19 protein-coding genes and 2 tRNA genes are annotated in these 22,731 nt (G+C 64.2%); 5 read left to right on the top strand and 16 right to left on the bottom strand.

Annotated features, from left to right (window positions below; genetic code table 11):
* Window positions 1–6 precede the first annotated feature (6 nt).
* Window positions 7–83: transfer RNA gene (locus Q0L57_RS18465), tRNA-Asp, on the bottom strand.
* A gap of 218 nt (window positions 84–301) precedes the next feature.
* Between Q0L57_RS18465 and Q0L57_RS18460 the strand changes: the two genes are divergently transcribed.
* Window positions 302–377, top strand: a tRNA-Val gene (locus tag Q0L57_RS18460).
* A gap of 20 nt (window positions 378–397) precedes the next feature.
* On the opposite strand, the gene Q0L57_RS18455 is transcribed toward Q0L57_RS18460, so the two are convergent.
* The 13 genes from Q0L57_RS18455 to Q0L57_RS18395 form a co-directional block, all read right to left on the bottom strand.
* Window positions 398–1,168 carry an SDR family NAD(P)-dependent oxidoreductase gene (locus tag Q0L57_RS18455; RefSeq protein WP_296744598.1) on the bottom strand — a complete coding sequence of 257 codons (771 nt, stop codon included), beginning with the start codon at window positions 1,166–1,168 and terminating at the stop codon, window positions 398–400.
* 13 nt (window positions 1,169–1,181) lie between these two features.
* A complete protein-coding gene (locus Q0L57_RS18450; RefSeq protein WP_296744597.1) occupies window positions 1,182–2,177 on the bottom strand; it encodes an ABC transporter permease in 996 nt (331 codons plus the stop codon).
* Window positions 2,178–2,278: 101 nt separating this feature from the next.
* The gene (locus Q0L57_RS18445; protein WP_296744596.1) at window positions 2,279–3,319 is read right to left on the bottom strand and encodes a sugar ABC transporter substrate-binding protein; all 1,041 of its coding nucleotides are present in this window, start codon (window positions 3,317–3,319) and stop codon (window positions 2,279–2,281) included.
* 41 nt (window positions 3,320–3,360) lie between these two features.
* Window positions 3,361–4,125, bottom strand: a complete 765-nt coding sequence (locus Q0L57_RS18440; protein ID WP_296744595.1) for an ATP-binding cassette domain-containing protein — start codon at window positions 4,123–4,125, stop codon at window positions 3,361–3,363.
* Window positions 4,122–5,288: an ROK family transcriptional regulator gene (locus Q0L57_RS18435; protein ID WP_296744594.1), complete on the bottom strand. Its 1,167-nt coding sequence runs from the start codon at window positions 5,286–5,288 to the stop codon at window positions 4,122–4,124. The genes Q0L57_RS18440 and Q0L57_RS18435 overlap by 4 nt, the downstream gene beginning before the upstream one ends.
* Window positions 5,289–5,425: 137 nt before the next feature.
* Complete coding sequence (locus Q0L57_RS18430) at window positions 5,426–6,181, bottom strand: ABC transporter permease (protein WP_296744593.1); 756 nt, start codon at window positions 6,179–6,181, stop codon at window positions 5,426–5,428.
* A complete protein-coding gene (locus Q0L57_RS18425; RefSeq protein WP_296744592.1) occupies window positions 6,178–6,951 on the bottom strand; it encodes an ABC transporter ATP-binding protein in 774 nt (257 codons plus the stop codon). The genes Q0L57_RS18430 and Q0L57_RS18425 overlap by 4 nt, the downstream gene beginning before the upstream one ends.
* A gap of 100 nt (window positions 6,952–7,051) precedes the next feature.
* The gene (locus Q0L57_RS18420; protein ID WP_296744591.1) at window positions 7,052–8,104 is read right to left on the bottom strand and encodes an ABC transporter substrate-binding protein; all 1,053 of its coding nucleotides are present in this window, start codon (window positions 8,102–8,104) and stop codon (window positions 7,052–7,054) included.
* A 66-nt stretch (window positions 8,105–8,170) separates the two neighbouring features.
* On the bottom strand, window positions 8,171–8,602 hold the full coding sequence (locus Q0L57_RS18415) for a VOC family protein (protein WP_296744590.1): 432 nt from the start codon (window positions 8,600–8,602) through the stop codon (window positions 8,171–8,173).
* A 1-nt stretch (window position 8,603) separates the two neighbouring features.
* Window positions 8,604–9,338 (bottom strand): FadR/GntR family transcriptional regulator, encoded by a 735-nt coding sequence (locus tag Q0L57_RS18410; protein ID WP_296744589.1) that lies wholly within the window; start codon window positions 9,336–9,338, stop codon window positions 8,604–8,606.
* Window positions 9,335–10,771 (bottom strand): FAD-binding oxidoreductase, encoded by a 1,437-nt coding sequence (locus Q0L57_RS18405; RefSeq protein ID WP_296744588.1) that lies wholly within the window; start codon window positions 10,769–10,771, stop codon window positions 9,335–9,337. Before Q0L57_RS18405 ends, Q0L57_RS18410 begins: the two co-directional genes overlap by 4 nt.
* A gap of 138 nt (window positions 10,772–10,909) precedes the next feature.
* Window positions 10,910–12,190 carry a M23 family metallopeptidase gene (locus Q0L57_RS18400; protein ID WP_296744587.1) on the bottom strand — a complete coding sequence of 427 codons (1,281 nt, stop codon included), beginning with the start codon at window positions 12,188–12,190 and terminating at the stop codon, window positions 10,910–10,912.
* 166 nt (window positions 12,191–12,356) lie between these two features.
* Complete coding sequence (locus Q0L57_RS18395) at window positions 12,357–12,824, bottom strand: peroxiredoxin (protein ID WP_296744586.1); 468 nt, start codon at window positions 12,822–12,824, stop codon at window positions 12,357–12,359.
* A 95-nt stretch (window positions 12,825–12,919) separates the two neighbouring features.
* Between Q0L57_RS18395 and Q0L57_RS18390 the strand changes: the two genes are divergently transcribed.
* Complete coding sequence (locus tag Q0L57_RS18390; RefSeq protein ID WP_296744585.1) at window positions 12,920–16,318, top strand: DUF3971 domain-containing protein; 3,399 nt, start codon at window positions 12,920–12,922, stop codon at window positions 16,316–16,318.
* A 48-nt stretch (window positions 16,319–16,366) separates the two neighbouring features.
* Here Q0L57_RS18390 and tyrS read toward each other — a convergent pair whose 3' ends face one another.
* On the bottom strand, window positions 16,367–17,620 hold the full coding sequence (gene tyrS / locus Q0L57_RS18385; RefSeq protein WP_296744584.1) for a tyrosine--tRNA ligase: 1,254 nt from the start codon (window positions 17,618–17,620) through the stop codon (window positions 16,367–16,369).
* A 294-nt stretch (window positions 17,621–17,914) separates the two neighbouring features.
* Between tyrS and Q0L57_RS18380 the strand changes: the two genes are divergently transcribed.
* Window positions 17,915–19,558: a glycosyltransferase family 39 protein gene (locus tag Q0L57_RS18380; RefSeq protein ID WP_296744583.1), complete on the top strand. Its 1,644-nt coding sequence runs from the start codon at window positions 17,915–17,917 to the stop codon at window positions 19,556–19,558.
* An 11-nt stretch (window positions 19,559–19,569) separates the two neighbouring features.
* Window positions 19,570–20,421: a phosphatase PAP2 family protein gene (locus tag Q0L57_RS18375; protein ID WP_296744582.1), complete on the top strand. Its 852-nt coding sequence runs from the start codon at window positions 19,570–19,572 to the stop codon at window positions 20,419–20,421.
* 35 nt (window positions 20,422–20,456) lie between these two features.
* On the opposite strand, the gene Q0L57_RS18370 is transcribed toward Q0L57_RS18375, so the two are convergent.
* Window positions 20,457–21,131, bottom strand: a complete 675-nt coding sequence (locus Q0L57_RS18370) for an alpha/beta hydrolase (protein WP_296744581.1) — start codon at window positions 21,129–21,131, stop codon at window positions 20,457–20,459.
* A gap of 251 nt (window positions 21,132–21,382) precedes the next feature.
* Between Q0L57_RS18370 and Q0L57_RS18365 the strand changes: the two genes are divergently transcribed.
* Window positions 21,383–22,546 (top strand): cysteine desulfurase family protein, encoded by a 1,164-nt coding sequence (locus Q0L57_RS18365; RefSeq protein WP_296744580.1) that lies wholly within the window; start codon window positions 21,383–21,385, stop codon window positions 22,544–22,546.
* The last annotated feature ends 185 nt before the right edge of the window (window positions 22,547–22,731 follow it).

Here is a 22,731-nt window from a genome sequence, read left to right as displayed (position 1 = left end):
GAAAAATGGCGCGAGTGACGGGGCTCGAACCCGCGACCTCCGGCGTGACAGGCCGGCACTCTAACCGACTGAGCTACACCCGCGCACTTGACGAGCACGTGTCAGGCGTGTCGTCGTTGGGGCGCTGGATAAGGGGTTCGTTTGCAGGTGTCAAGCGCGGGATGTGAGCATAACAGCAATCAGCCGAAGGTTTTTTGACAATGGCGTCCGCGCTGTGGAAATCCGCCAGGCGACGTGGTCGTTGCCCGCTCATTTGGCCTTGCGAATGGCGCCCTAACTGCTTAAAGGTCCGGCCCGGAGCGGGCGATTAGCTCAGTTGGTAGAGCGCTTCGTTTACACCGAAGATGTCGGCGGTTCGAGTCCGTCATCGCCCACCACTTTCCCGCAAAATCGAGACTTACGACGGCGCCAGGCGGAAATCCTGGCCCTCGGGCAATAACTGTCCGCCGTCGACGACGATCGTCGTGCCGGTGATGTAGCTGGCGTCGTCGGAGGCGAGGAACAGGAAGGCGTTGGCGACGTCGAGCGGCGTGCCGAGGCGGCCAAGCGGCACCGCGTCCTCCATGCTCTTGATGAAGGCTGCATCGCGGTGGAGCTTCATGCCCTCGGTCAGGATGTTGCCGGGCTCGACGCCATTGACGGTGATTCCATAGCCGGAGAACTCCAGCGCCGCCGAGCGGATGAAGCCGTTGATGCCGGCCTTGCTGGCCGAGTAATGCCCGTGGCCGGGGCTGCTCACCTGAGGGCCGGTGATGGAAGAGGTGAACAGCATGCGGCCGCTGCCCTGCGCCTTCATTGGAGGGAGTGCGGCGCGCGCGGTGTTGAAGCTGCCGCGCAGGTTGACGGCCATCACGCGGTCCCAATCATCCGGGCTGGTGTTCTCGATGAGCTGCCAAGGGTAGATGCCGGCGTTCTGGACGACAATGTCGAGGCGGCCATACTGCTCCAGCGCGAGTGCCACGACGGCTTCCGCATCGGCCATCTTGGAGATGTCGGTGTGGATGAAGGCTGCGCCGAGTTCGTCCGCACTCGCCTTGCCGGCCTCCGCTTCGCTATCTGCCAAGATCAGCCTGGCGCCTTCCTCGGCGAAGCGCTGGGCAATGCCCTTGCCGATGCCGCGGGCGGCGCCGACGATCGCCGCCACCTTGCCTTCGATGCGTCCAGTCATGCTTGCCGTCCTGTCATGCGAGTTTTTGGCGAATGGTTTGCTTGAAAGCGTCGAGCAGCACGGCGGCCAGCACCAAGAGGCCGTGAATAACCTGGGTGAAGTTGGCCGGCAGGCCCATGAGATTGATGGCGGTGTTGATGGCCGACAGAAGCAGCACGCCGGCATAGACGCCGGGCAAAGTGCCGACGCCGCCCTTCAGGCTTACGCCGCCAATGACCACGGCGGCGAAGGCGTTGAACAAGAGGCCAACGCCGAGATTGGCGGTGGCGCCGGATGTGCGGATCGCAAGCAGCCAACCGGCCAGGCCGGCGATTGCACCGGCAAGCACGAAGGCGATGATCAGGTTTCGGTTGACGCGGATGCCGGCGCGGAAGGTCGCCGTCTCGTTGCCGCCGATCATCACCAGGTGCCGGCCGAACGGCGTCTTGGCAAGGATCAGCGAGAAGACGACGAAGCAGGCAACCGCGATCCAGGCGGTGAGTGGCAGGCCGGCGAGGCGCTGGATACCGAACCAGCGGATGGCTGGCGCCAGATCCTGCGCCGAACGGCCGCCGGAGATGACCAGCACCAGGCCGCGCACCCAGATGTAGGAAGCAAGCGTGATGATGAAGGCGCTCATCTTCAGCTTGACGATGAGAAAGCCGTTGATCACCCCGATGAGGGCGCCGACGCCGAGCGCAAGAGCGAGCGACACCGGCACCATCAGCCAGTCAGGATGCAATTGCACGCCGAGGCCGATGCCGGACGAGCAGAACATGATGCCGACCGCCATGGCACTGAGCGCCGCGACCGATTCGACCGAGAGGTCCATGTGGCCGGCGATGATGACGAGCGCGAGGCCGATCGACATAACGCCGAGAACGCTCGACGCCTCGATGATGTTGGCGAAGATGCCGAGCTGGAAGAAGTTCGGAATGAAGATCGAAAAGACCGCCAGCACGAAAACCAGCATGAACCAGACGAGATTGTCGAGCACGAGCTCGAGACTTTTGCGGGTGCGCGGACTCATGGGCCGATCCGGTTGGCGTCAGGACGGAACGCGCGGCCGCTGCATGCGGACGCACGGGGAGGGCTCCGGGCGATGCCCGGAGCACTGGGGAGGGAAAAGGCCTATTCGACCGACTTCACGGTATCCGTCGGCGGCTTCTGGTTGCCCCAGAAGGCAGGATTGTCGACGTTGGCCTTGCTGATCGCAGCACCCGGGATCTTGATGTTGGGGCCCCAGGCTTCCTTGGTCACCACCGACTTCAGGCCAAGCACGTCATAGTCGCCGGGCTTGATCTCCTGTTTGTTGGCGACCTTGTCCATGAACATGGCGACGGCGGCCGCCTGCGCGTAGAGCGGTTGCTCGACCTCGACGTTGAGCCAGCCCTTGCGGATCAGGTCGAGACCGACCGGCGCGCCGTTCGAGCTCATCAGCATGACGTCGCCCGGCTTCTTGCCGGCGGCTTCCAGCGAAGCGACGGCCGCGACCGATAGATGCGCGGCGTGGCTGAAGATCAGGTCGATGTCGGGGTTGGCCAACATCTGGTCGGCGACGATGGTGCCGGCATTGCTCGCTTCCCACTGCATGGCCGGCAGCGAGATGATCTTGACGTCCGGGAACGCCTTCATCTTCTCCTCGAAACCCTTCTGGATATCGAGCGTGTAGGGATCGCCAGGGTCGCCGAGCACCTGCAGGACCTTGCCCTTCACGGCCCCGTTCTTGGTCTTCAGCAGAGCTTCGGCCTGATCGGCGGCGATGTGGCCGATCTCGACGGTGCCGGCGACGGACGTGAAATCGGAAGGCGTGGCGGTGATCTGCCGGTCGAACTCGACCACCGGGATGCCGGCCGAGCGGGCGGCTTCAACAGACGGCTTCAGCGCATTGAAATCGACCGCGGCGAGGATGATCGCCTTCGGCTTCAGCGCGATGACGTCGTTCATCTGCGATTGCTGGGCGTCGGTCTTGTTGTCGGCGTTCAGCGTCTTCATCTCATAGCCGACCTGCTTCAGGAAAAGTTCCAGCGCGCTCACCGAGCCGGTCTGGAATTCGTCGAGCAGTGTCGGCACCAGGTAATAGACGGTACCCTTGGACTGGGCGAATGCCGGCGTAAGCGTGGCAATTGCCAGGGCCAGGATACCGAAGACAGAAAGTAGCAGTCGCTTCATGTCGTTCGCTCCTCTTTTGCGCCGGACCCCTCTTTTATGGCTCAGCCCGCCGGTCCGGCACCGGCGGGCGTCTCCCCGGTGATCATGTTGATCACCGCATCGGGACTTGTCTTGTTGCGGGCAACGTCGCCGGCCACGACGCCCTGGCGGATCACCACGATCCGGTCAGCGACCTGGAAGGCCTGTTGCATAATGTGGGTGATGATGACGACGCCTATGCCCTGGCTCGCCACTTGGCGGATCATGTCGAGGCCGCGGCGCGTCTGCTCGACTCCGAGCGCGGCAAACGGTTCGTCTAAAAGCACAAGCTTGCCGCCCCAATGGACGAAGCGGTTGAGTTCGATTGCCTGCCGCTGGCCGCCCGAGAGATGCTCGACCTTGGTGCGCAGCGACGGGATGCGTGTGCCGGCATTGGCAAGCGCCTTGGCCACCACCGCCTTCATGGCGCGCTCATCGAGCAGCGGGACGCCAAGCACCTTGCGGGTGATCTCGCGGCCCATGAAGAAGTTCGCCACCACATCGACATTGGTGCAGAGCGACAGGTCCTGATAGACCGTCTCGATACCGGCCGCCTTGGCCTCGGCGGGCGATCTGGCGAGGAACTCCTTGCCTTCAAACAGCATGCGGCCCGAGGTCGGCTCGAGTCCGCCGGCGATGATCTTGACCAGCGTCGATTTGCCGGCGCCGTTATCGCCGAGCAGCGCCACGACCTCGCCGCGCCCGATCGAGAAGCTGATGCCGCGCAGCGCCTGGATGGCGCCGTAATTCTTGGTGACGTTGTCGAGGACCAGCAGCGGTTCGCTCATGCCGCAACGTCTCCGCCTTTGAGAGGATCGCCTTCGCGCTGCCGCTTGGCGGTGAAGATCTGGCCGAAACGGGGCGAGAGCACACCCGACACCGCAAGGGCCGCGGCCCCGCGCAGCACCGCGTGCTGGCCGCCCTCCGCCACGATTATGCGAGGCGTTCGCCGATCCTTGCGGGCCGAGACGGAATTGTGCAGCGGCTCCGCCGATGCCGCCAGCCGCTCGAGAAGGTCAGGCGAGGCCAGTCCGCCGAGCACGATCGTCTCAGGGTCGAACAGGTTTTCGATCGTGGTGATCGCGTTTCGGAAGATCGGCGCGACTTCGGCGACCCAGTCGGCATCGTCGCCGGTCCAGCGTCCTCGCGCTTCGAGCGAGATGTAGCGTTCGAGGCAGCCGCGATTGCCGCAGGGACAGGGCTCGCCGCCCGGCACGACCGGGATATGGCCGATTTCGCCGGCATTCCCCCAGGCGCCGCGCAGCACGCTGCCGTCATGCACCATGGCGCCGCCAAGGCCGACGCCGAAGTAGAGATAGTAGTATTCGGCGTGCTGGACGCCGATGCCATAGAGGCGCTCGCCCATGGCGGCGGCCGCCATGTCATTTTCGAAGAAAGCGGGCAGCCCGGTCGCGGCGCTCAGCCGCTCGCGCAGGGGAACACCTTGCCAGCCGGCCATGGTGGTAGGGCCGACGAAGCTCATCGTGTCGACGCCAAACGGGCCGGGCAGGGCCATGCCGATGCCAATGACGCGACCCCCCGGCCGCCTGCCCGTCAGGTTGGCGACCATGGCGCCGATAGCCGCGAACGCATCGTCGGGGGTTGCGTTGGGCGCCACGCGATGTGTGCTCTCGATAACGTCGCCGCTGAGGTTGATCAGTGCCGCGTCGATGCCGAGTGGGGTGAGGTGGATGCCGACGGCATAACCGCCCTCGGGATTGATCCGCAGCGTCGTTGGCGGTAGGCCGCGCCCTTTAGGTTCTTCGCGTACGGACAGGATATAGCCCTGTTCCTCCAACTCGCGCACGATGGTCGACACAGTCTGAACGGTGAGGCCGACGCTTTCGGCGATTTCGCCACGCGCGATGGGGCCGAAGCGGCGGATGGACTCAAGAACGATGCGCCGATTGTAAGGTCGCCCGAACTCCTGATTGGTCCCCCGCAATGCCATGCTTGCGCTCCCGGTTGACGCAAGGTTCGCAGAGAAGATTTATTCAGTCAAATGGAATTCAAAAATAATTTTGGACGAACCATTACGACACGACCGAGCCTGCGAGAGCTCCACCTTTGGCCGAACTGCCGTAGGCGCTAGTACTTGATGACCCGTCGCTCGATGAGCACGACCAGGCAGAACAGCGCGATCGACAGCGACGACGAGAGCACGATCGCTGCGTAGAGGCGATCGGACTGATAGTTGAATGTCGCCTGGATGATCAGCGCGCCGAGCCCTTTGTCCGAGCCGATCCACTCGCCGACAATGGCGCCGATAACCGCGGTCGCGGAGGCGATCCGCAGCGAGGAGAACAGCATTGGCAGCGCTCGCGGCAGGCGCAGGCCCCAGAAGACCTCCCAACGGGTCGCCGACAGCACGCGGAAGAGCTCGTGCTCGTTGTTGCTGGCCGAATCCAGGCCGCGGATCATGTTCACCAGCGTCGGGAAGAAACAGATCACCGCCGCGATCACGATCTTCGGCGTCATGCCAAGGCCGAAGATCAGGATGATGATCGGCGACAACGCCAGGATCGGAATGGTGTTGAAGAACAATACGATCGGGAAATAGGCCGCCTGCAGGATGCGGCTGTGCACGAAGACCACGGCCAGCAGCACGGCGGCGAAGTTGCCGATGACGAAGCCGGCTAGTGCCTCGATCGCCGTGGGCCGGAGATTGTCGATCAGCAGGCTGAAGTTCTTCTGGAAGACGCCAAAGATCGCGGTCGGCGTCGGCACGATATAGGCCGGCACGCCGAGGGCGGGCAGAAGATACTGCCAGGCAAGCAGGATCGATGCAGCGCCGAGGATAGGTAGCGCAAGGGTCATCTGCGGGGAGAGCGGCGCCTGTCTCACGATGCGTGCTCCAGCGCAGTGCGCAGCTCCGCCATGGCGGCGACGATAGCCGGATCCTCGCGCGAGCAACGGTTGCCTTCCTGCTTGATGGGGCGCATGTCGAGGTCCTTGACTAGGCGCCCCGGATTGGCGGCAAGGACGATAACGCGCTCACCCAGATAGGCGGCCTCGGCGATCGAATGGGTGACGAAGAGAATCGTCGTGCCGGTGCGGCGCCAGAGCGAAAGCAATTCGTCGTTGAGACGGTCGCGGGTGATCTCGTCCAGCGCGCCGAACGGCTCATCCATCAAAAGCAGTTTCGGTTCGCCAAGCAGCGCGCGGGCGATCGCCACGCGCTGACGCTGGCCGCCGGAGAGCTGATGCGGCAGGCGTTCGCCGAACCCGCCAAGGCCCATGAGCTCCAGCAGCTCCGCGCTGCGATCTTCTATCTTGCGGGTCAGGCTGCCTTGGCCAACGCCAAGCGGCAGGCGCACATTGTCGCGCACCGTGCGCCAGGGCAGCAGGGTGGAATCCTGGAAAACGAAGCCGACATCGCGCCGCGAGCGCACCGTATGCGGCGTCTCGCCGAGCACGCTTATAGTGCCGCCGAGCGGGTCGAGCAGATCGGCGACCACTCTGAGCAAGGTCGACTTGCCGCAGCCGGAGGGGCCGAGGATCGACAGGAAGGAGCCGGCCGCGACCGTGAGGTCGAGGCCGGAGAGCACTTTGACGGCCGTATGCCGGCCGCCGTAGCCGACATCCAGCCGATGGGCGTCAATCGCGTTCGCCATTAGATCAGCACGACGTTTGGCTGAATCGTCATGCTGATCTAACTCTTTGTTGGAGCATGATCTTTTCCGAAAACCGGTTCCCACCTTTCGGGATCATGCTCTAGGCCGCGGGCGCGTCGAGCTTGGGCCGGTCGGCGGCCGAAAGCTCCAGGATCTTGGTGGTGTAGACATCCTTGGTGGCCGGGCGGCCGTTCGGATACTGGCCGACCTTGTCGAGCAGCGCCAACTGCTCCTCGATCGAGGCGGGGTCGAATGTGCCCCAGCCGTCCTTGGCGGTCGCGCCGTCGAAGGAAAGCTTCAGCACCAGGTTGACGGTCTTTTGTTCCCAGCCTAGGTCCATTTCCGGATAGGCGGCGACCATCTTCTTCACCGCTTCCTCGGGGTTGGCATGCACCCAGCCCCAGCCCTTGCCGACCGCGCCGATGAACTTCGCCAGCGTCTCCGGATCCTTCTCGATCGCGGCGTCTGTGGCAAAATAGACATCGGCATAGGAACTCAGGCCCAGTTCGCGCACCAGAAGGTCGATGCGATCGTCGCCGACAACGCTCAACGCCTGCGTGTTGGTGATCCAGCCGCCGATGGCGTCGACTTCGCCGCGCACCAGCGGGCCCTTGTCGAAGCCGACGTTGACGATAGTCAGCTCGGACGGATCGATGCCGTTCTTGGCGAGAATCTCGTCGATGACGAAACGGGCCGTCGGCTGGATGCCGATCTTCTTGCCCTTAAGGTCAGCGGCACCGCGGATCGGCTTTGCCGGCTTCGATGTCAGAGCGTAAGGGCCGGTGCGGAAGCCGCAGGCGATGATCTTGACCGGCACGCCGCTGGCGCGCGCGGCGTAAAGCTGCGGCGTCTCGGAGAACTGGCCGAGTTGCGCGGAACCGGAAATGACCGGTGGCACGGTTGACGCATTGGGGCCGCCGGGGCTGAATTCGACGTCGAGCCCGGCATCCTTGAAATAACCATTGGCGACGGCCGCGATGTCGCCGATCTGTCCGTTGGACATCAGCCAGTCATACTGGATGACCACTTTCCCGGCGGCCCTGGCGCCCGGCGTCAGCACCAGCTGCATGCCGGCCGACGCCGCTGCGACCGCTGCGATGCCACCCTTCGCGAAAGTGCGGCGGTTCAATTCGAAGTCCCTGTTCCCATTCATTTTTTCGCTCCTGTTTTAGACTTCTCGTCTCTTCTTCAGGCGCCGCTTCCTCCGGCGCGGCGTCGTCTACGGCTGTTCGTCGTGGTAGTCGCCGGGGCCGCCGTCGAGCCAGGCATAGAGTTCCCAGAGCGTGTCGTCCGGGTCGGTGAAATAGGCGCAGCGCGCATTCCAGACATAGTTTTCAGGCGGGCCGTAGAAGGGCACGCCCTTGGCGCTCAACTCGCCGTGCAGCCGGTCGATATCGGCGGGAGCGTCGAGCTGGACGGCGACGCAGACCTTGTGCGCATGGCGGGGCGACCTCAGCTTCGACACGCCGGCGTGCTTGTTGATGTGGTCGAGCTCCCATGCTGCGAGCGTCACGCCCTCGCCATGGAAATCGGCAAAGCCCTCGGCGCGGCGGCGCAGGCGGAAGCCGAGCTTCTCGACATAGAATTCGACGGTGCGCTCGATGTCCTCGACAAGCAGGCAGACGTCTGAGATGCGGGTGATGCTCGCCATGTTATTTCGCTCCGCCGGTCTTCTGGAGGGGCAGCTCGACGCCGACCCGGTTGGCCGCGCCGATGATGTGGGCGCGCATCGCGGCTTCCGCGGCTGCCGGGTCACCAGCCACCAGCGCCTCGTAGACGCGCACATGCTCGCCGACATTGATCTCGACGAGATCGTGCAGCGGGTTGGTCATGCGGGCGTATTGGATCGAGTGGCGGATCTGCTCGCAGACGAAGGAAATGAAGGTGTGGATGTAGTTGTTGCCGGTGGCCCGCGCGATCTCGCGATGGAAGAGCAGGTCGGCGTCGATGCTGCCATCCTCCCAACGCTCCTCGCCGCTCATGCGGTCGAGCGCGACCTTGATCGAGTCGAGATGGTCCTGGCTGCGTCGCGCCGCGGCCAGCGCTGCCGATTCCGCCTCGAGGATGCAGCGCAGCTCGAACAGGCGCTCCATATTGTGCGTGTCCTTGAGCGCCTCGCGGTCGATGCGGATAGCGGCGCGCTGCTCGGGCGCCAGTACGAAGGCGCCGATGCCCTGCCGGGCCTCGATCATGCCGTCGGCCCTGAGCTGGGCGATCGCCTCGCGCACGACATTTCGGCTAACGCCGAATTTTTCGGAAAGCTCCTGTTCGGTCGGCAACCGTGCGCCGGGGTTCAACTCGCCCGATTCGATCTCGCGGCTGAGGAAGGCTGCGACCCGGTGCGGCAGCGTTTCGACCGTGCCTATTGCGGCCAGTCTTTGCTTCATGAGGACGTCTCCGTCGAGGGCAGCAGGCAGCCGGGGTTCATCAGCCCCTTGGGGTCCAGAGCGGCCTTCAGGGCCATGGTCATACGGCGATGGGTCGGCGAGAGCCCGGCCCAGAATTCTCGCCGACGGCTGCGGCCGATGCCATGCTCGGCGCTGATCGAGCCGCCCAGGCCGACCGCGATCTGGTAAAGCCCGGCTGTAACTTCGACGCCGAGCGCGCGGGCCTCGCTCTCGCCGAGTTCGAGCGGCGGCAGCACGTTGAAATGGATGTTGCCGTCGCCGGCATGTCCGTAGGCGAGCGGGATCCAGCCGGGATGTTCTGTCGCGACTAAGTCGCGGGCGTGTTCGATCAGGGCCGGGATGTCGGAAATACGCACCGAGAGGTCAGTGCGGACGTGGTAGCCGCGTTTGGCCTGGCCCTCGACCAGCCCTTCGCGGATTGTCCAGAAGGCCCTGGCTTGAGCATTGCTGCTTGCGAGCACGGCGTCGGATACCAGCCCAGCCTTCATCGCTTCGGCAAGAAAACCGGCCAGCAAGGCGTTGAGATCGATGCCCGGTCCCGAAGACAACTCCATGAGCACATGGACCGGCGCTTCGACAGGGCCCGGCATGTTCGGATCGATCAGCCGGGCAAGCTCGATGCATTCCGCACCGATGATCTCGAAGGCCGAAATCAGGTCGGAACAAGCACGGCGCGCCCAATTGAAAAGCTGGATGGCGGTCTCGAAAGAAGGAAGGCCGAGATAAGCGGTTTCGATTTGGGCAGGCTTCGGAAACAGCTTGACCTCGACGCCGGTGATGATGCCCAGCGTGCCCTCCGAGCCGATGAAGAGCTGCTTCAGATCGTAGCCGCTGTTGTTCTTGCGCAGGCCGGAAAAGCCGTTCCACAACTCGCCGTCGGCAAGCACGACTTCCAGCCCTAGGATCAGGTCGCGCGCCATCCCATAGCGCAGCACGTTGACGCCGCCGGCGTTGCTTGCCGCGTTGCCGCCGATCTGGCAGCTGCCCTGGGCCCCCAGCGCCAGCGGAAACAGGCAGTCCCGAGCCTCGCTCGCATCCTTGATCGCCTGCAGCACGCAACCGGCATCGGCCTGCAGGGTGAAGTTGCCGGCGTCGATCCGCCGGATGGAATTCAGCCGCTCCAGGCTGACGACGACCAGTCCGGCGCCACTGCTGTCGATGGCGCCAGAAACCAGTCCGGTGTTGCCCCCTTGCGGAATGACGCCGAGCCCTAGCTCGTTGCAAAGCCGCATCAGCGCCTGCACCTCGCCAACGGACCCGGGGCGCAGCACGGCAAGCGCGCCGCCGCGATAATCGCCGGCCCAGTCGCCCAGGTACTTCGCCATCCCGGCAGGGTCAGCGACGAGGCCGTTGCGCCCGACAGCCGCTTCGAGGGCACTGAGGATGTCAGGCGATGGGCTGTGAACGGTCATCTGTGGCGGCAATTTGATGTCAGGCGATAGGGTGATACATATCATCCTACAACTCAAATCGAGTCAATCCATACCCTCACGCTGTAGCGTCAGGTTTGTGGATATCGGGGCGCGTGGTCGTGCAGGCCGAGCGAGCGCCTAGAGGTACTGCGCGACCCTCTTGCCGACAGCCAGGAAGCGAAGCGGATCGACCGCCTCGCCATTATGGCGCACTTCGTAGTGGAGGTGCGGGCCGGTCGAGCGGCCGCTGCTGCCGGTCTTGCCGACCACTTCGCCGGCGGTGAGCTTCTGACCGACGGTGACGTCGATCTCGCTCAAATGCCCGTAACGTGTGGCAAAGCCATTGCCATGGTCGACCTCGACCATGCGGCCGTAGCCACCGTTCCAGCCTGCCTTGGTCACGACGCCGGCGGCTGTGACCTTGGCCGGCATGCCGATCGGCGCCCTGAAGTCCATTCCCGTGTGCAAGGCAGCCGTGCCGAGGATCGGGTCGGTCCGAACGCCGAACGGGCTGGTCACGGTGTGGCCGGGCGCAGGATTGGCAAGCGGCAACTTGCGCGCCTCCTTCTTGACCTGATCCAGCGCATCCAGCGCCTCGTCCAGCTCCTTGACCTTGCTGTCAAACACCATCGAGGGATCAAGCGGGACCAGCGGTCCGCCGACGTCGTTCTTGTCGAGGTCGCTGTCGACCGGCAGTCCTGCCGCTTCCAGCGCCTGCGTAATCGCGTCAACGTTCCTGTAGGCATTGTCGGCGAGCGTGGTTATGCGCGATAGTTGCTGGGTTTCGATGGCCTTGAGCGACGCGTTGATCGACACGAACAGCTTGTCGGCGCGATCGGCTGTCGTTTCGCTGTCGAGCGGGCCTGACCGGGTCGACCACAGCGAGAAGGGCCTTGTGTCGCTGGCGCCCAGGCTGGCGACGGAATAGGTCGGAGCCTGCGAAATGCTACCCGTCACCTCGGCGTGCCCGTCGGGCTTCGCCGTGGCGTCGCTCGCGGCAGGCACGTTGCCGACCTCGCTTTCGGCGCGTTCGAGGATAGGTCCGAGCCGACCGTGGCGCTGGCTGAGCTGTGTCTGCCTGGCCATCAATTCACTGACCTTGGTTTCCATGAGCTGCTGGTCGAGCAACTGGCGGCTGGTGATGCGGTCGACCTGGGCGCGGAGAGCCGAGATGCGATCTTCGTAGGCCTGCTGCATGCGCGCCTGCCGGGCCGTGGTGGCGCCGATCAGGTCGTCACGCAGCACCAGATAGGAGGTGGCCAGCAGATAGCCGATGGCGATCGCCGCCAGCGCGGACCCGATCAGGGCCGCAAGCCAGGGGCGAATGGTGAAATGCCTTATTTCGTTGCCCCGGGCGATGATGACCGTATGGGGCTCTTTACGCCTGCCGAAGACCGCTGACTGACCGGTTGGGTTCACGGGACCAAGCTTTCGTTACGACACCACGACAGCCCGGATTACACATTATTAGGGTTAACAAAGCTTTGCGCGGCGCAATGTTGGCGTAACCAAGTCGCGCTATGCGCGTGGCCGGTTGCAGTGGAGCGGAGCGCCGTCGGCGCGGTGCGAGAGAGGTCCGTGCCCTTCAGAGCGCGCGCACCGCCTCCAGCACTTCCTCCGCATGGCCTTTGACCCGCACCTGCCGCCAAACGCGGGCAATGCGCCCGTCCTTTCCGATCAGGAAGGTAGCGCGTTCGACACCCATGTATTTACGGCCATACATGGTCTTCTCGACCCACAGATGATAGGCCTCTATCACCCTGCGCTCCTCGTCTGCTACGAGGTCGACCGTGAGAGCGTGCTTGGCCTTGAACTTGTCGTGTTTCTTCACAGAATCGGGAGACAGCCCGATCACCACGGAGCCGGCCTTCTCGAATTCTGGCTTCAGCTGCGAGAAGCCGATCGCCTCAGTGGTGCAACCTGTGGTGTCGTCCTGCGGATAAAAGTAAAGTACAACGGGCTTTCCGAGGAATGCGGCGAGGCTGAGGGAGCCGCCGCCGTCCCGCGGAAGATCGAATTGCGGCGCAATGTCGCCCACGTCGAGGTCAGCCATATCGATGCCCTTGTCTGAGGTTACGCGCGAGAAAACATCGATATAACGTGAGACGGGGATTCGTCCACGACGAGTTCGGCACAACGGAATACTGCTTGGATCAGGAGCAACCGCAACACGAGAAGATCAGGTTCAGGCGTGATGAGATCACCGACCTGGGGGCGCTTCCATCCGCCTGCACCGTGCCGCCGCTCGGCCGGGCAAAGATCGGCCGTGGCTTTCGCATTCTCGGTCGGGTGTTCGCCGGGCTTTGCGCGGTGGTGTTTCTGGCCGCCGTCGCCGTTTACGTCCTCGGAACATCCGGCGTCGGCACCGAACGGCTGCGGGCCGAAGCCGAGGCAGCGATCGAGAAGCTGGCCGGCGTCGACGTGCACGTCGCCGCCGGTCCGACACGGCTGACGCTCGACGGGTCGAGCTTTGTCGCCTTGCAGGTCAGCGATGTCAGCCTCAAGAGCGCCGATGGTAAGCCCATGGCCGATGTCGGGCGCGTTCGTTTCGGCATTCGGCTCCTACCGCTGCTGTCCGGCCAGGTGCGGCTGACCAGCGCCAGGGTTTCGGACGCCCGTATCATGGTGGCGGCGATGCCCTCCGGCGGCGGCGACTTGACCGCGGCGCTGCGAAACGCGGATGGCCTGATCGATCCGGAGAAGGTTCTGGCCGCGGTGTTTGCCGGCGCCAACGAAGCGCTGGACGCGGTGCGCGAGGATTCGATGCGGCAGATCGACCTGCGCGATGTCGAGTTCGATTTCCCGGACAATGGACCGGTCAAGCGCGTGACGGTGGCCTCGGCGACAGTGGCGCAGACCGGCACGGGCAGCATGCGGCTGTCCTACGATGTCGATCTCGATGGCCGGCACGCAGCCTTGAAGGCGTCTGCAACGCGAGATGCTGCGGCGCGCCGGATCGCCTCGCTGGATGCCGATCTTCAGATCGACGAGGCCAATGGAAGCGGCGCGGCAGCGGGGACGCCAGAGACTGACGGCAGCCGGCTCGGGTCGGTTTCGCTGAAACTTTCGGGCTCGGAGGCATCCGGTGAGACGCCGTCGCGGCTGGCGGCCACGCTGTCGCTTGGCGGTTCGGTGCTCGACGTCGGCGAGCGCGGCCTGCTGCCGGGCGATATCGATGCTAATGCCACGCTGGTGGCTGGGTCGAACAAGATCTCGGTCGACAGGCTGCTGATCAAGACCGGGCGCTCGACCTTCGATTTCGCCGGATCGATCGGTCCGAAGCCCGCGGCCGCGGGCGAGGAGCCGTCTTATCGCTACGATCTCATAAGTGACGGTTCCACCCTGGCTCCTGCGGATTCGCCCGAGCCGGCGCTTCAGTTTCTCGCCCGCATCGCCGGCTCCTACCAGACCAAGAGCCGCAAGCTGATCGCCGAGCAGATCGGTGTCCGATCCGGCGGCTCGAGCGAGGTGCTGGGCACAGGTTCGCTGGCCTTCGTCGACAAAGGGCCGCCGGGCGTGTCGCTATCTCTCAATGTCCACGATATGCCGGTCTCGCACGTCAAGCAGTTGTGGCCGTGGTTCTCCGCTCACAATGCGCGGCATTGGGTGCTGGGCAATCTGTTCGGCGGTCGCGTGACCGACGCCAACCTGCAGTTCCAGGTCGCGCCGGGACGGCTCGACAATGGCGTTCCGCTGACCGGCGATGAAGTGTTCGGCCGGTTCCAGATCGCCGGCTCGCGGTTCGACACGGCGGGACGCATCCCGCCCGTCCGCGACGCCGTCGGGGTTGTCGCCTTCCACGGCAACGACGTCGACATCGCCTTGTCGTCCGGCACCGTCTACATGCCGAGCGGCCGCACGGTGGCGGCAAGTGGTGGCACGCTTGCCATAAAGCAGGCGAACCTGCCGATTGTCGTCGGCAAGCTCGAGATCGATGTCGCCGGCGAGGCGCCGGCGATAGCCGAACTTGCTTCTTACGAGCCGATCAACGCCATGCGCCATGTCGGCCTGGTTCCTGAAGATTTGACCGGAGCCGTCAGCGGGCATGTCCGGGCCGACATTCCGCTCACATCCGGCATGGACACCTCTAAGCTCGACTGGCTGGTGGCGCTGGACTACGAGGGGCTTTCGCTGGCCAAGCCATTCGAAGACCAGACCGTCACAGAGGCCGAAGGCTCGATCACTGTCGGTCCGAGCCAGGCCGTGATCTCAGCCAAGGCGAAATTGAACGGCATTCCGGCCGAGCTCGACCTGGTCGAGCCACTCGACGACAACGGGCCGCCGCGCAGCCGCAAGGTCGCGCTGGTGCTCGACGACAAGACGCGCGCCGTCGCCATGCCCGGCCTGTCGCCCCTTCTCGCTGGAACGATCAAGGTGGCGATCGACAAGAGCGGCGATGGCAGCCAGAACGTCTCGGCTGACCTGACCAATGCCAGGCTCGACATCCCGTGGGCCGGGTGGAGCAAGGGCGCCGGCATTCCCGCCAAGGTCGCCTTCACGATGGCAAAATCGGGCGGCACCACAACGCTCTCGGGTTTCGACCTCGACGGGAAGAGCTTTTCGATCGACGGCGATGTGACGCTGGTCAACGGGGCGCTGTCCTCGGCCCGATTCAGCAAAGTCGCGCTCAATCGGGACGACGATATTGCGGTCTCCGTGAAGCGGTCCGGCAAGAGCTACACGGTCGATGTCAGCGGCCAGTCGCTGGACGCCCGTTCGCTGATCAAGCAGTTCACATCCGACGCCGACACCGCCACCAAGGGCGCCGGCACGGATGCGATCTCCGTCAATGCCGACGTCAAATCGCTGACCGGCTTCCATGACGAGGTCCTGTCCAACCTCAAGCTGAGCTACAGCGCGGCCGGTTCGACGGTGAATGGCCTCGATGTCAGCGCGACGGCAAGTTCAGGTGCCGCGATCACCATAGCCAACACGACCAGCGACGGCGGTCGCGCGCTGACGGTGAAGTCGGCGGATGCCGGCGCCATCCTGCGTTTTCTCAATGTATACGAGCATATGGAGGGCGGAGCGATCACGCTGTCGCTCTCGGGCGCCGCCAACGGCCCGATGAAGGGCCAGGTGGACGCCAGCAACTTCTACGTCGTCAATGAGCCCAAGCTGGCCTCGATCGTGTCGACAAAACCGGCCGGAGACACGCGCAGCCTGAACCAGGCGGTGAAGGCCGATATCGATACGTCCAGGGTTAAGTTCGAGCGTGGCTTCGCCGAGATCGACAAAGGCTCCGGCTATCTGAGGCTCGCAAATGGGGTGCTGCGCGGTCCGCGCATAGGCACCACGTTCCAGGGCACGCTTTATGATCAGAACAACAACATGGACATGACCGGCACATTCATGCCGGCCTATGGGTTGAACCGCATCTTCGGCGAGCTGCCACTGTTCGGCCCGCTGCTCGGCAATGGCCGCGACCGCGGCCTGATCGGCGTTACCTACCGGCTGCGCGGCAACGCCAACAAGCCGAGCCTCAACATCAACCCGCTCTCTGTCATCGCGCCCGGGATATTCCGGTCGATCTTCGAATTTCGCTGATGAGGGGGCGGTTCAGCTGTGAACCGCCCCAGCTTGTCTGGTCTGGCCTTATGCGGGCCGCACCAGGACGTGCTTCTTTCTGCCGAGCGAGAGCTTCACGACGCCTTCCGGACCGAGATCCTGAAGCGTCACCGTGCGTCGGTCATCCGTCACCGGCTGATCGTTGAGGCGCACGGCGCCGCCCTGGATATGCCGCCGCGCCTCGCCATTTGTGGCTGCCAATCCGGCGGTGACGAACAGCGAGAGGATGCCCATGCCGGCCTCGAGATCGGCCCTGGCAATCTCCACGCTCGGCAGCGTGTCGGCGAGCGCCCCTTCCTCGAAGGTCTTTCGCGCCGTCTCGCTCGCCGTCTCGGCCGCCTCGCGGCCATGCAGCATGGCGGTGATCTCGGTGGCGAGGACCTTCTTGGCCTCGTTGATCTCGGAGCCGCCGAGCTTTTCGAGACGGGCGACCTCGTCGAGGGGAAGCGTCGTATAAAGCTTCAGGAACCGGCCGACATCGGCGTCCTCGGTGTTGCGCCAGTATTGCCAGAATTCGTAGGGCGAGAGCATTTCGCCGTCGAGCCAGACGGCGCCGGAGGCCGACTTGCCCATCTTGGCGCCGGACGAGGTGGTGAGCAGCGGGGTCGTCATCGCGAACAGCTGCACGCCCTCCATGCGGTGGCCGAGGTCGATGCCGTTGATGATGTTGCCCCACTGATCGGAGCCGCCCATCTGCAGGCGGCAGCCGACGCGCTTGTAGAGCTCGACGAAGTCATAGGCCTGCAGGATCATGTAGTTGAACTCGAGGAACGACAGCGACTGTTCGCGGTCGAGTCTCAGCTTCACGGAATCGAAAGCCAGCATGCGGTTGACGGAGAAATGCCTGCCGACATCGCGCAGGAAATTGACGTAGTTGATCTGCATCAGCCAGTCGGCGTTGTTGATCATGATCGCGTCGCCAGCGCCGTCGCCGAATTTGAGGTAGGGTGCGAAATTGCGACGGATGCCGACGAGATTGTCGTCGATGTCCTGCGGCGTCAGAAGCTTGCGTGCTTCGTCCTTGAAGGATGGGTCGCCGATCATCGTCGTTCCACCGCCCATCAGCGCGATCGGCCGATGCCCGGTTTGCTGCAGCCAGTGCAGCATCATGATCTGGATCAGCGATCCGGCATGCAGGCTCTTTGCGGTCGCATCGAAGCCGATATAGGCGCTGACCGTCTCCTTGGCGAAAAGCTGGTCGAGGCCGGTCTCATCCGAAATCTGGTGGATGAAGCCGCGCTCACTCATGATGCGCAGGAAATCGGATTTGAAGGCGGACATTGTTTCTTCCTGGAGAGATCGCCCGGCGCTCAGCCAAGCTGGACATGAAGGCGCGCGTTTAGCATCCGCGGGCGATCAGCAAAAGTGGTTTCGGGTTTTGCGGCGGATCGCCCGCCACTCAAAAAGCACGATCAGCAAAAGTGGTTTCGACGTTTGCGTCCGATTGCCCCGCCAGTCGCGCATCCTTGCCTCATCTTCCCGGCTGGCGTAATGAGGCGCCCGCACAAGGGCAGCGCGCATCCCCAAGGCGCCGCGACGGGGCCACCCCGAAGATCAATCCGGAAAGCTCCCGCGATGAACAGGAACTACCTCTTCCTCTTTCTGTTCAGCATCCTGATGACCGTCAGCGGGCTGGCCGGTCTGCCGCCGGTCGATCGCGACGAATCCCGTTTCGTGCAGGCGACCAAGCAGATGGTCGAGACCGGCGACTATGTTGACATCCGCTTCCAGGATGCTTCCCGCTACAAGAAGCCGATCGGCATCTATTGGCTGCAATCGGCCGCGGTGGCGCTGAGCGGCGAGGGGGCTACGGCGCCGATTTGGGTCTACCGCCTGGTCTCGATGCTCGGCATTGCCCTCGCCGTCGTCGGCATAGGCTGGACTGGCACGAAGCTTTTCGGCGCTAACGCGGGGCTCGCTGCCGGCCTGATGGTGGCAGCGATCTTCGCCACCGCCTTCGAGGGCCGCGACGCCAAGACCGACGCCATGCTTCTCGCCTGCTGCGTGGCAGCGCAAGGCGCCTTGGCGCAAGTCTATCTGGCGGCACGCCGCAACGAACCGGTCCCGAACCACCTGCCGTGGATATTCTGGATCGCACAGGGGCTGGGTATCCTGATCAAGGGGCCGGTTTCGCCGCTCCTGTCTCTGCTGACGGCGGGCGCGCTGTTTGCCTTCGACCGCGACTGGCGCTGGCTGTTGAAGCTGAAACTGGTGCGCGGCGTCGCGATCGTCCTTGTCATCGTCCTGCCCTGGCTCATCCTCATCAGCTGGAAGAGCGGCGGCGCCTTCTTCCAGGAAGCGGTCGGCAAGGACATGCTGAACAAGGTGGCGCAAGGCGAGGAATCGCACGGCCTGCCGCCCGGTTTCTACGTGCTCACCTATTCGCTGTTCATGTGGCCCTTCGGGCTGATCGCGCTCGGCGCGGGCCTGCAGGCGATCAACCGATTCCGGGACGATCCGCGCCTGCGCTTCTGCCTCGCCTGGTACATCCCCTTCTGGCTCCTCTTCGAGGCGATCCCGACCAAGCTGCCGCACTATGTCATGCCGGCCTATCCAGGCGTGGCGCTGCTCATCGGCTGGCTGCTGACCTTGCCGGCGGAGCAGGCCAACGCGCCGCTGAAACGCTGGCAGACATGGCTGTGGTGGGCGACAGCTTTCGGTCTCGCTGTCGTCGCGATCGGCCTGGCGTTGGTTTGCGTCGGAGCTCCGCTCTACCTCAACAAGACGTTTTCCTGGTGGAGCATCCCGGCGGCAATCGCGGCTCTAACCACGGGTTACCTGGCGTTCCCGCGCCAGTTGCAGGTTCCGCTCGGGCGCATCGCGGCCATCGCGATCGGCGCCGGCATCACCTTCAGCCTGTTGTTCGGTGTCATCGGGCCGTCGCTCAAGCCGATCTGGCTGAGCCCGGCCATCAAGGCCGTCGTGGACGCCAACCGTCCCTGCGCCACCTCCGTGCTCGCGTCCTCGCGATTCCAGGAGCCGAGCCTCGTATTCCTGGTCGGCACCAACACGGTTCTCACCGATGTCGATGGCGTGGCGAGACATCTGGCTGCCGATCCTGCCTGTGCGCTCGGCCTCACGTCGATCGGGGACGAGCAGAAGCTCAACCAACTGCTTGCCGGACAGGGTAAGTCGGCAAAGCGCCTCACCGAGATCGACGGCATCAACTATTCGTCAGGAGACAAGGTGGCGCTCGGACTCTATCGGGTGGCGCAGTGATGGATAGCTCCATGTTCGCCTTGCCTGCTCTTTATCGCCGCTCGCGCTCCAACTTCCTCGACACGATCAGCATCGTGAAGCGGCGTTTTGCCGTGCGGCCGGCGCGCTATCCGCATATACCGTGGGCCATATGGCTGCTGGCCTGGCTGCTGCTTGCGGCAGCCGCCTTCCTCAGCCTGGACAGCGCCGCCGGCAGGCTTCGCGATGAGTGGCCGCGCGGCTTCGTGCATTTCACTGACTTCTTCACGCAGTTCGGGCTGGGCGGCTGGTATCTCATTCCGGCGGCGCTTTGCCTGGTCGTCGCCAACCTGACGGACTGGCGGCGTCTCTCCCGGCGATCGCGGATGATGATCTACAACTGGACCTGCTTCGCCTTCATGGTGCTTTGCGCGGTCGGCCTTTCCGGGATTGCGGTCAACGTCTTGAAATACGCCATCGGCCGGGCGCGCCCGCTTTATTTCGACAGTTATGGCGTCCTGTCGCTTCATCCGTTCGCGATGGACGCGCGCTTCGCCGGTTTCCCTTCGGGCCATGCCACGACAATGGGCGCGGTGTTCGGCGTCCTGCTGCTGCTTTTCCCGAGGCGCTGGTACATCGCTCTTGCGGTCACCGCCTGCATCGCGTCGACGCGCGTCTTCGTCGGCGCACACTACCCCAGCGACACCGTCGCCGGTTTTGGGCTAGGGCTCGCCACCGCAATCCTGTCAGGGCTGGCGTTCGCCAGGCTAGGCTTCATCTTCCGGCGGCCGGCGTCGACACGGCCGGTGCCCAAGCACACGTTCCGTCTGGGATGGTCAGCTGGACCTAAAGTGAGCGTCCCGGCCGGTCGGGGGGATCAGCAACTTTCGGCTGATCGCCCCTAGCGACTTTTCGGATCTTCGGATCGGCCCTGAAACGACTATCTCAGCCGCTTCGGCCTCGGATCGGCGAGCTCGCCCGCCAGGCGGCGATCGAGGTAGTCGGCGCATTCCTGGATCAGCAGCTCGGCATCGTTGGCGAAGAAATGATTGGCGCCCGGCAGCGTCTTCTGCGTGATGGTGATGCCCTTTTGCGTGTGCAGCTTGTCGACCAGCGTCTGCACATCCTTGGGCGGAGCCACCTTGTCGGCGTCTCCGTGGATGATCAGGCCCGACGACGGGCAGGGCGCCAGGAACGAGAAGTCATAGGTGTTGGGCTGCGGCGCGACCGAGATGAAGCCCTCGATCTCGGGTCGGCGCATGAGCAATTGCATGCCGATCCAGGAGCCGAAGGAATAGCCGGCGACCCAGCAGCTCTTGGAATCCGGATGCAGCGACTGCACCCAGTCGAGCGCGGCGGCCGCGTCCGACAATTCGCCAGTGCCGTGGTCGAACTCGCCTTGGCTGCGGCCGATGCCGCGGAAATTGAAGCGAAGCGTGGTGAAATCGCGCTTCTGGAACATATAGAAGAGGTCGTAGACGATCTTGTTGTTCATCGTGCCGCCGAATTGCGGATGCGGGTGCAGCACGATGGCGATCGGTGCGCTCTTTTCCTTGGAGGGTTGGTAGCGACCCTCCAGGCGACCAGCAGGACCGGCGAAAATGACCTCAGGCATAAATTACTCCACGTGGCATACAAAGGCGCTAGCCCGAACTCTTCCTCTGGCCCCATCTTCTGTGGCCTTGACGCCGGGCAAGCGTCTTCCTAGAAGCTAGTTTAGAATTGTTCAAAACTGGGTGGCCGAAATGCGAGTAGCCCGGCCGCCCGCGCCGCAAGCCGCGTAAATAGGACGGCTTGCCTTGCAATTTCAAGGAAATAACGCGCTATCCTCGCGGAATGGCTGCTGACAGGACCGACGGAAGGAAAATGGCCGCTAACCGCGCCTATCTCGACTACAACGCCAGCGCGCCGCTCATCGCGGAAGCGCGGGCCGCGATGGTCGCCGCGCTGGACGTTGCCGCCAACCCGTCATCGGTCCACGCCGAAGGTCGCGCGGCGCGGCGGCTGATCGAGGACACCAGGCGCGATGTGGCAAGGCTGGTCAACGCCAGGCCGGAACATGTCGTCTTCACCTCCGGCGCAACCGAGGCAGCCTCAATGCTGCTTTCGCCGGATTGGCAGATGGGGCGCGGCGCGATCCGCATGAGCCATCTCTATGTCTCGGAGGCCGATCATCCTTGCCTCCTGAGCGGTGGCCGTTTCCCGGCCGCGCAGATGACGCGCATTGGCGTCGACCGGAATGGCATCGCCGATGTCGACGCGCTGGCCAACGCCCTGGCTGTGCACGACAAGGCGGCCGGCTTGCCGCTGGTGGCGATCCACGCCGCCAACAATGAGACCGGGGTGGTCCAGCCGGTCGGACGAATCGCCGAGATCGTCAAGGCTGCCGGCGGCGTGCTCGTCGTTGACGCCGTGCAGGCGGTTGGTCGGATTCCGATCGACATGTCAGCGCCTTATGCCGACTACCTGATCCTGTCCTCGCACAAGATCGGTGGCCCGAAGGGCGTCGGCGCCATCATTGCCGCCTCCGACCTGATGATGCCGAGGCCGTTGATCAATGGCGGCGGCCAGGAAAAGGGCCACCGCGCCGGTACCGAGAATCTTGCCGGCATTGCCGGTTTAGGGGCTGCGGCGCGGGTCGCGCTGGCGGGGTTGAACGATATGGACGCGGTCGCGCGTCGCCGCGACGCGATCGACGCGACCGTCCGGGAACTCGTCCCTGACGCGGAAATCTTCGGAAACGGCGCGCCAAGGCTTGCCAACACGACATTCTTCGCTATTCCCGGCGTCAAAGCCGAGACCGCGCAGATCGCCTTCGATCTCGCGGGCGTCGCGCTGTCGGCGGGTTCGGCCTGCTCGTCGGGAAAGGTCGGGCCGAGCGATGTGCTTAAGGCGATGGGCTACGGCGACAGCCTTGGCGCGTTGCGCGTCTCCATCGGTCGCGCGACCGGCGCCGAGGACATCGCGGCGTTCCGGACCGCGCTGGCAGGCATAGCCGCGCGCCGGGCCGGCAAGGAAAAGGCCGCCTAGGCGGCCGAGGAAATTTCAGGCCATGCGGCCTGGTAGAGCCGTGCGTTTTGGTTGGCCGGGTGAATTCCCGGTCGAAACGCACTATATGGAACTTACGCCGCTTCGGGTTCCTTCCAGGATGCCCTGTCCAAGCGGTGCCATAGTTTGAAAACTGTCGGGCCTTGACCCCGGCGTGGATGGAGAAC

Origin of the sequence: Mesorhizobium sp. (assembly GCF_024509055.1) — a bacterium.
Lineage (GTDB): Bacteria > Pseudomonadota > Alphaproteobacteria > Rhizobiales > Rhizobiaceae > Mesorhizobium.
This window is presented reverse-complemented; position numbering and strand designations above follow the sequence as displayed.

What these genes read in the sequence shown, in the direction of transcription:
- Q0L57_RS18365 (WP_296744580.1), top strand. Translation starts at nt 21,383, where the DNA reads ATGGCCGCTAACCGCGCCTATCTCGACTACAACGCCAGCGCGCCGCTC.
- Q0L57_RS18455 (WP_296744598.1), bottom strand. Translation starts at nt 1,168, where the DNA reads ATGACTGGACGCATCGAAGGCAAGGTGGCGGCGATCGTCGGCGCCGCC.
- Q0L57_RS18410 (WP_296744589.1), bottom strand. Translation starts at nt 9,338, where the DNA reads ATGAAGCAAAGACTGGCCGCAATAGGCACGGTCGAAACGCTGCCGCAC.
- Q0L57_RS18440 (WP_296744595.1), bottom strand. Translation starts at nt 4,125, where the DNA reads ATGAGCGAACCGCTGCTGGTCCTCGACAACGTCACCAAGAATTACGGC.
- Q0L57_RS18395 (WP_296744586.1), bottom strand. Translation starts at nt 12,824, where the DNA reads ATGGCTGACCTCGACGTGGGCGACATTGCGCCGCAATTCGATCTTCCG.
- Q0L57_RS18405 (WP_296744588.1), bottom strand. Translation starts at nt 10,771, where the DNA reads ATGACCGTTCACAGCCCATCGCCTGACATCCTCAGTGCCCTCGAAGCG.
- Q0L57_RS18420 (WP_296744591.1), bottom strand. Translation starts at nt 8,104, where the DNA reads ATGAATGGGAACAGGGACTTCGAATTGAACCGCCGCACTTTCGCGAAG.
- tyrS (WP_296744584.1), bottom strand. Translation starts at nt 17,620, where the DNA reads ATGTCCGCCTTCAAATCCGATTTCCTGCGCATCATGAGTGAGCGCGGC.
- Q0L57_RS18435 (WP_296744594.1), bottom strand. Translation starts at nt 5,288, where the DNA reads ATGGCATTGCGGGGGACCAATCAGGAGTTCGGGCGACCTTACAATCGG.
- Q0L57_RS18450 (WP_296744597.1), bottom strand. Translation starts at nt 2,177, where the DNA reads ATGAGTCCGCGCACCCGCAAAAGTCTCGAGCTCGTGCTCGACAATCTC.
- Q0L57_RS18380 (WP_296744583.1), top strand. Translation starts at nt 17,915, where the DNA reads ATGAACAGGAACTACCTCTTCCTCTTTCTGTTCAGCATCCTGATGACC.
- Q0L57_RS18415 (WP_296744590.1), bottom strand. Translation starts at nt 8,602, where the DNA reads ATGGCGAGCATCACCCGCATCTCAGACGTCTGCCTGCTTGTCGAGGAC.
- Q0L57_RS18375 (WP_296744582.1), top strand. Translation starts at nt 19,570, where the DNA reads ATGTTCGCCTTGCCTGCTCTTTATCGCCGCTCGCGCTCCAACTTCCTC.
- Q0L57_RS18445 (WP_296744596.1), bottom strand. Translation starts at nt 3,319, where the DNA reads ATGAAGCGACTGCTACTTTCTGTCTTCGGTATCCTGGCCCTGGCAATT.
- Q0L57_RS18370 (WP_296744581.1), bottom strand. Translation starts at nt 21,131, where the DNA reads ATGCCTGAGGTCATTTTCGCCGGTCCTGCTGGTCGCCTGGAGGGTCGC.
- Q0L57_RS18425 (WP_296744592.1), bottom strand. Translation starts at nt 6,951, where the DNA reads ATGGCGAACGCGATTGACGCCCATCGGCTGGATGTCGGCTACGGCGGC.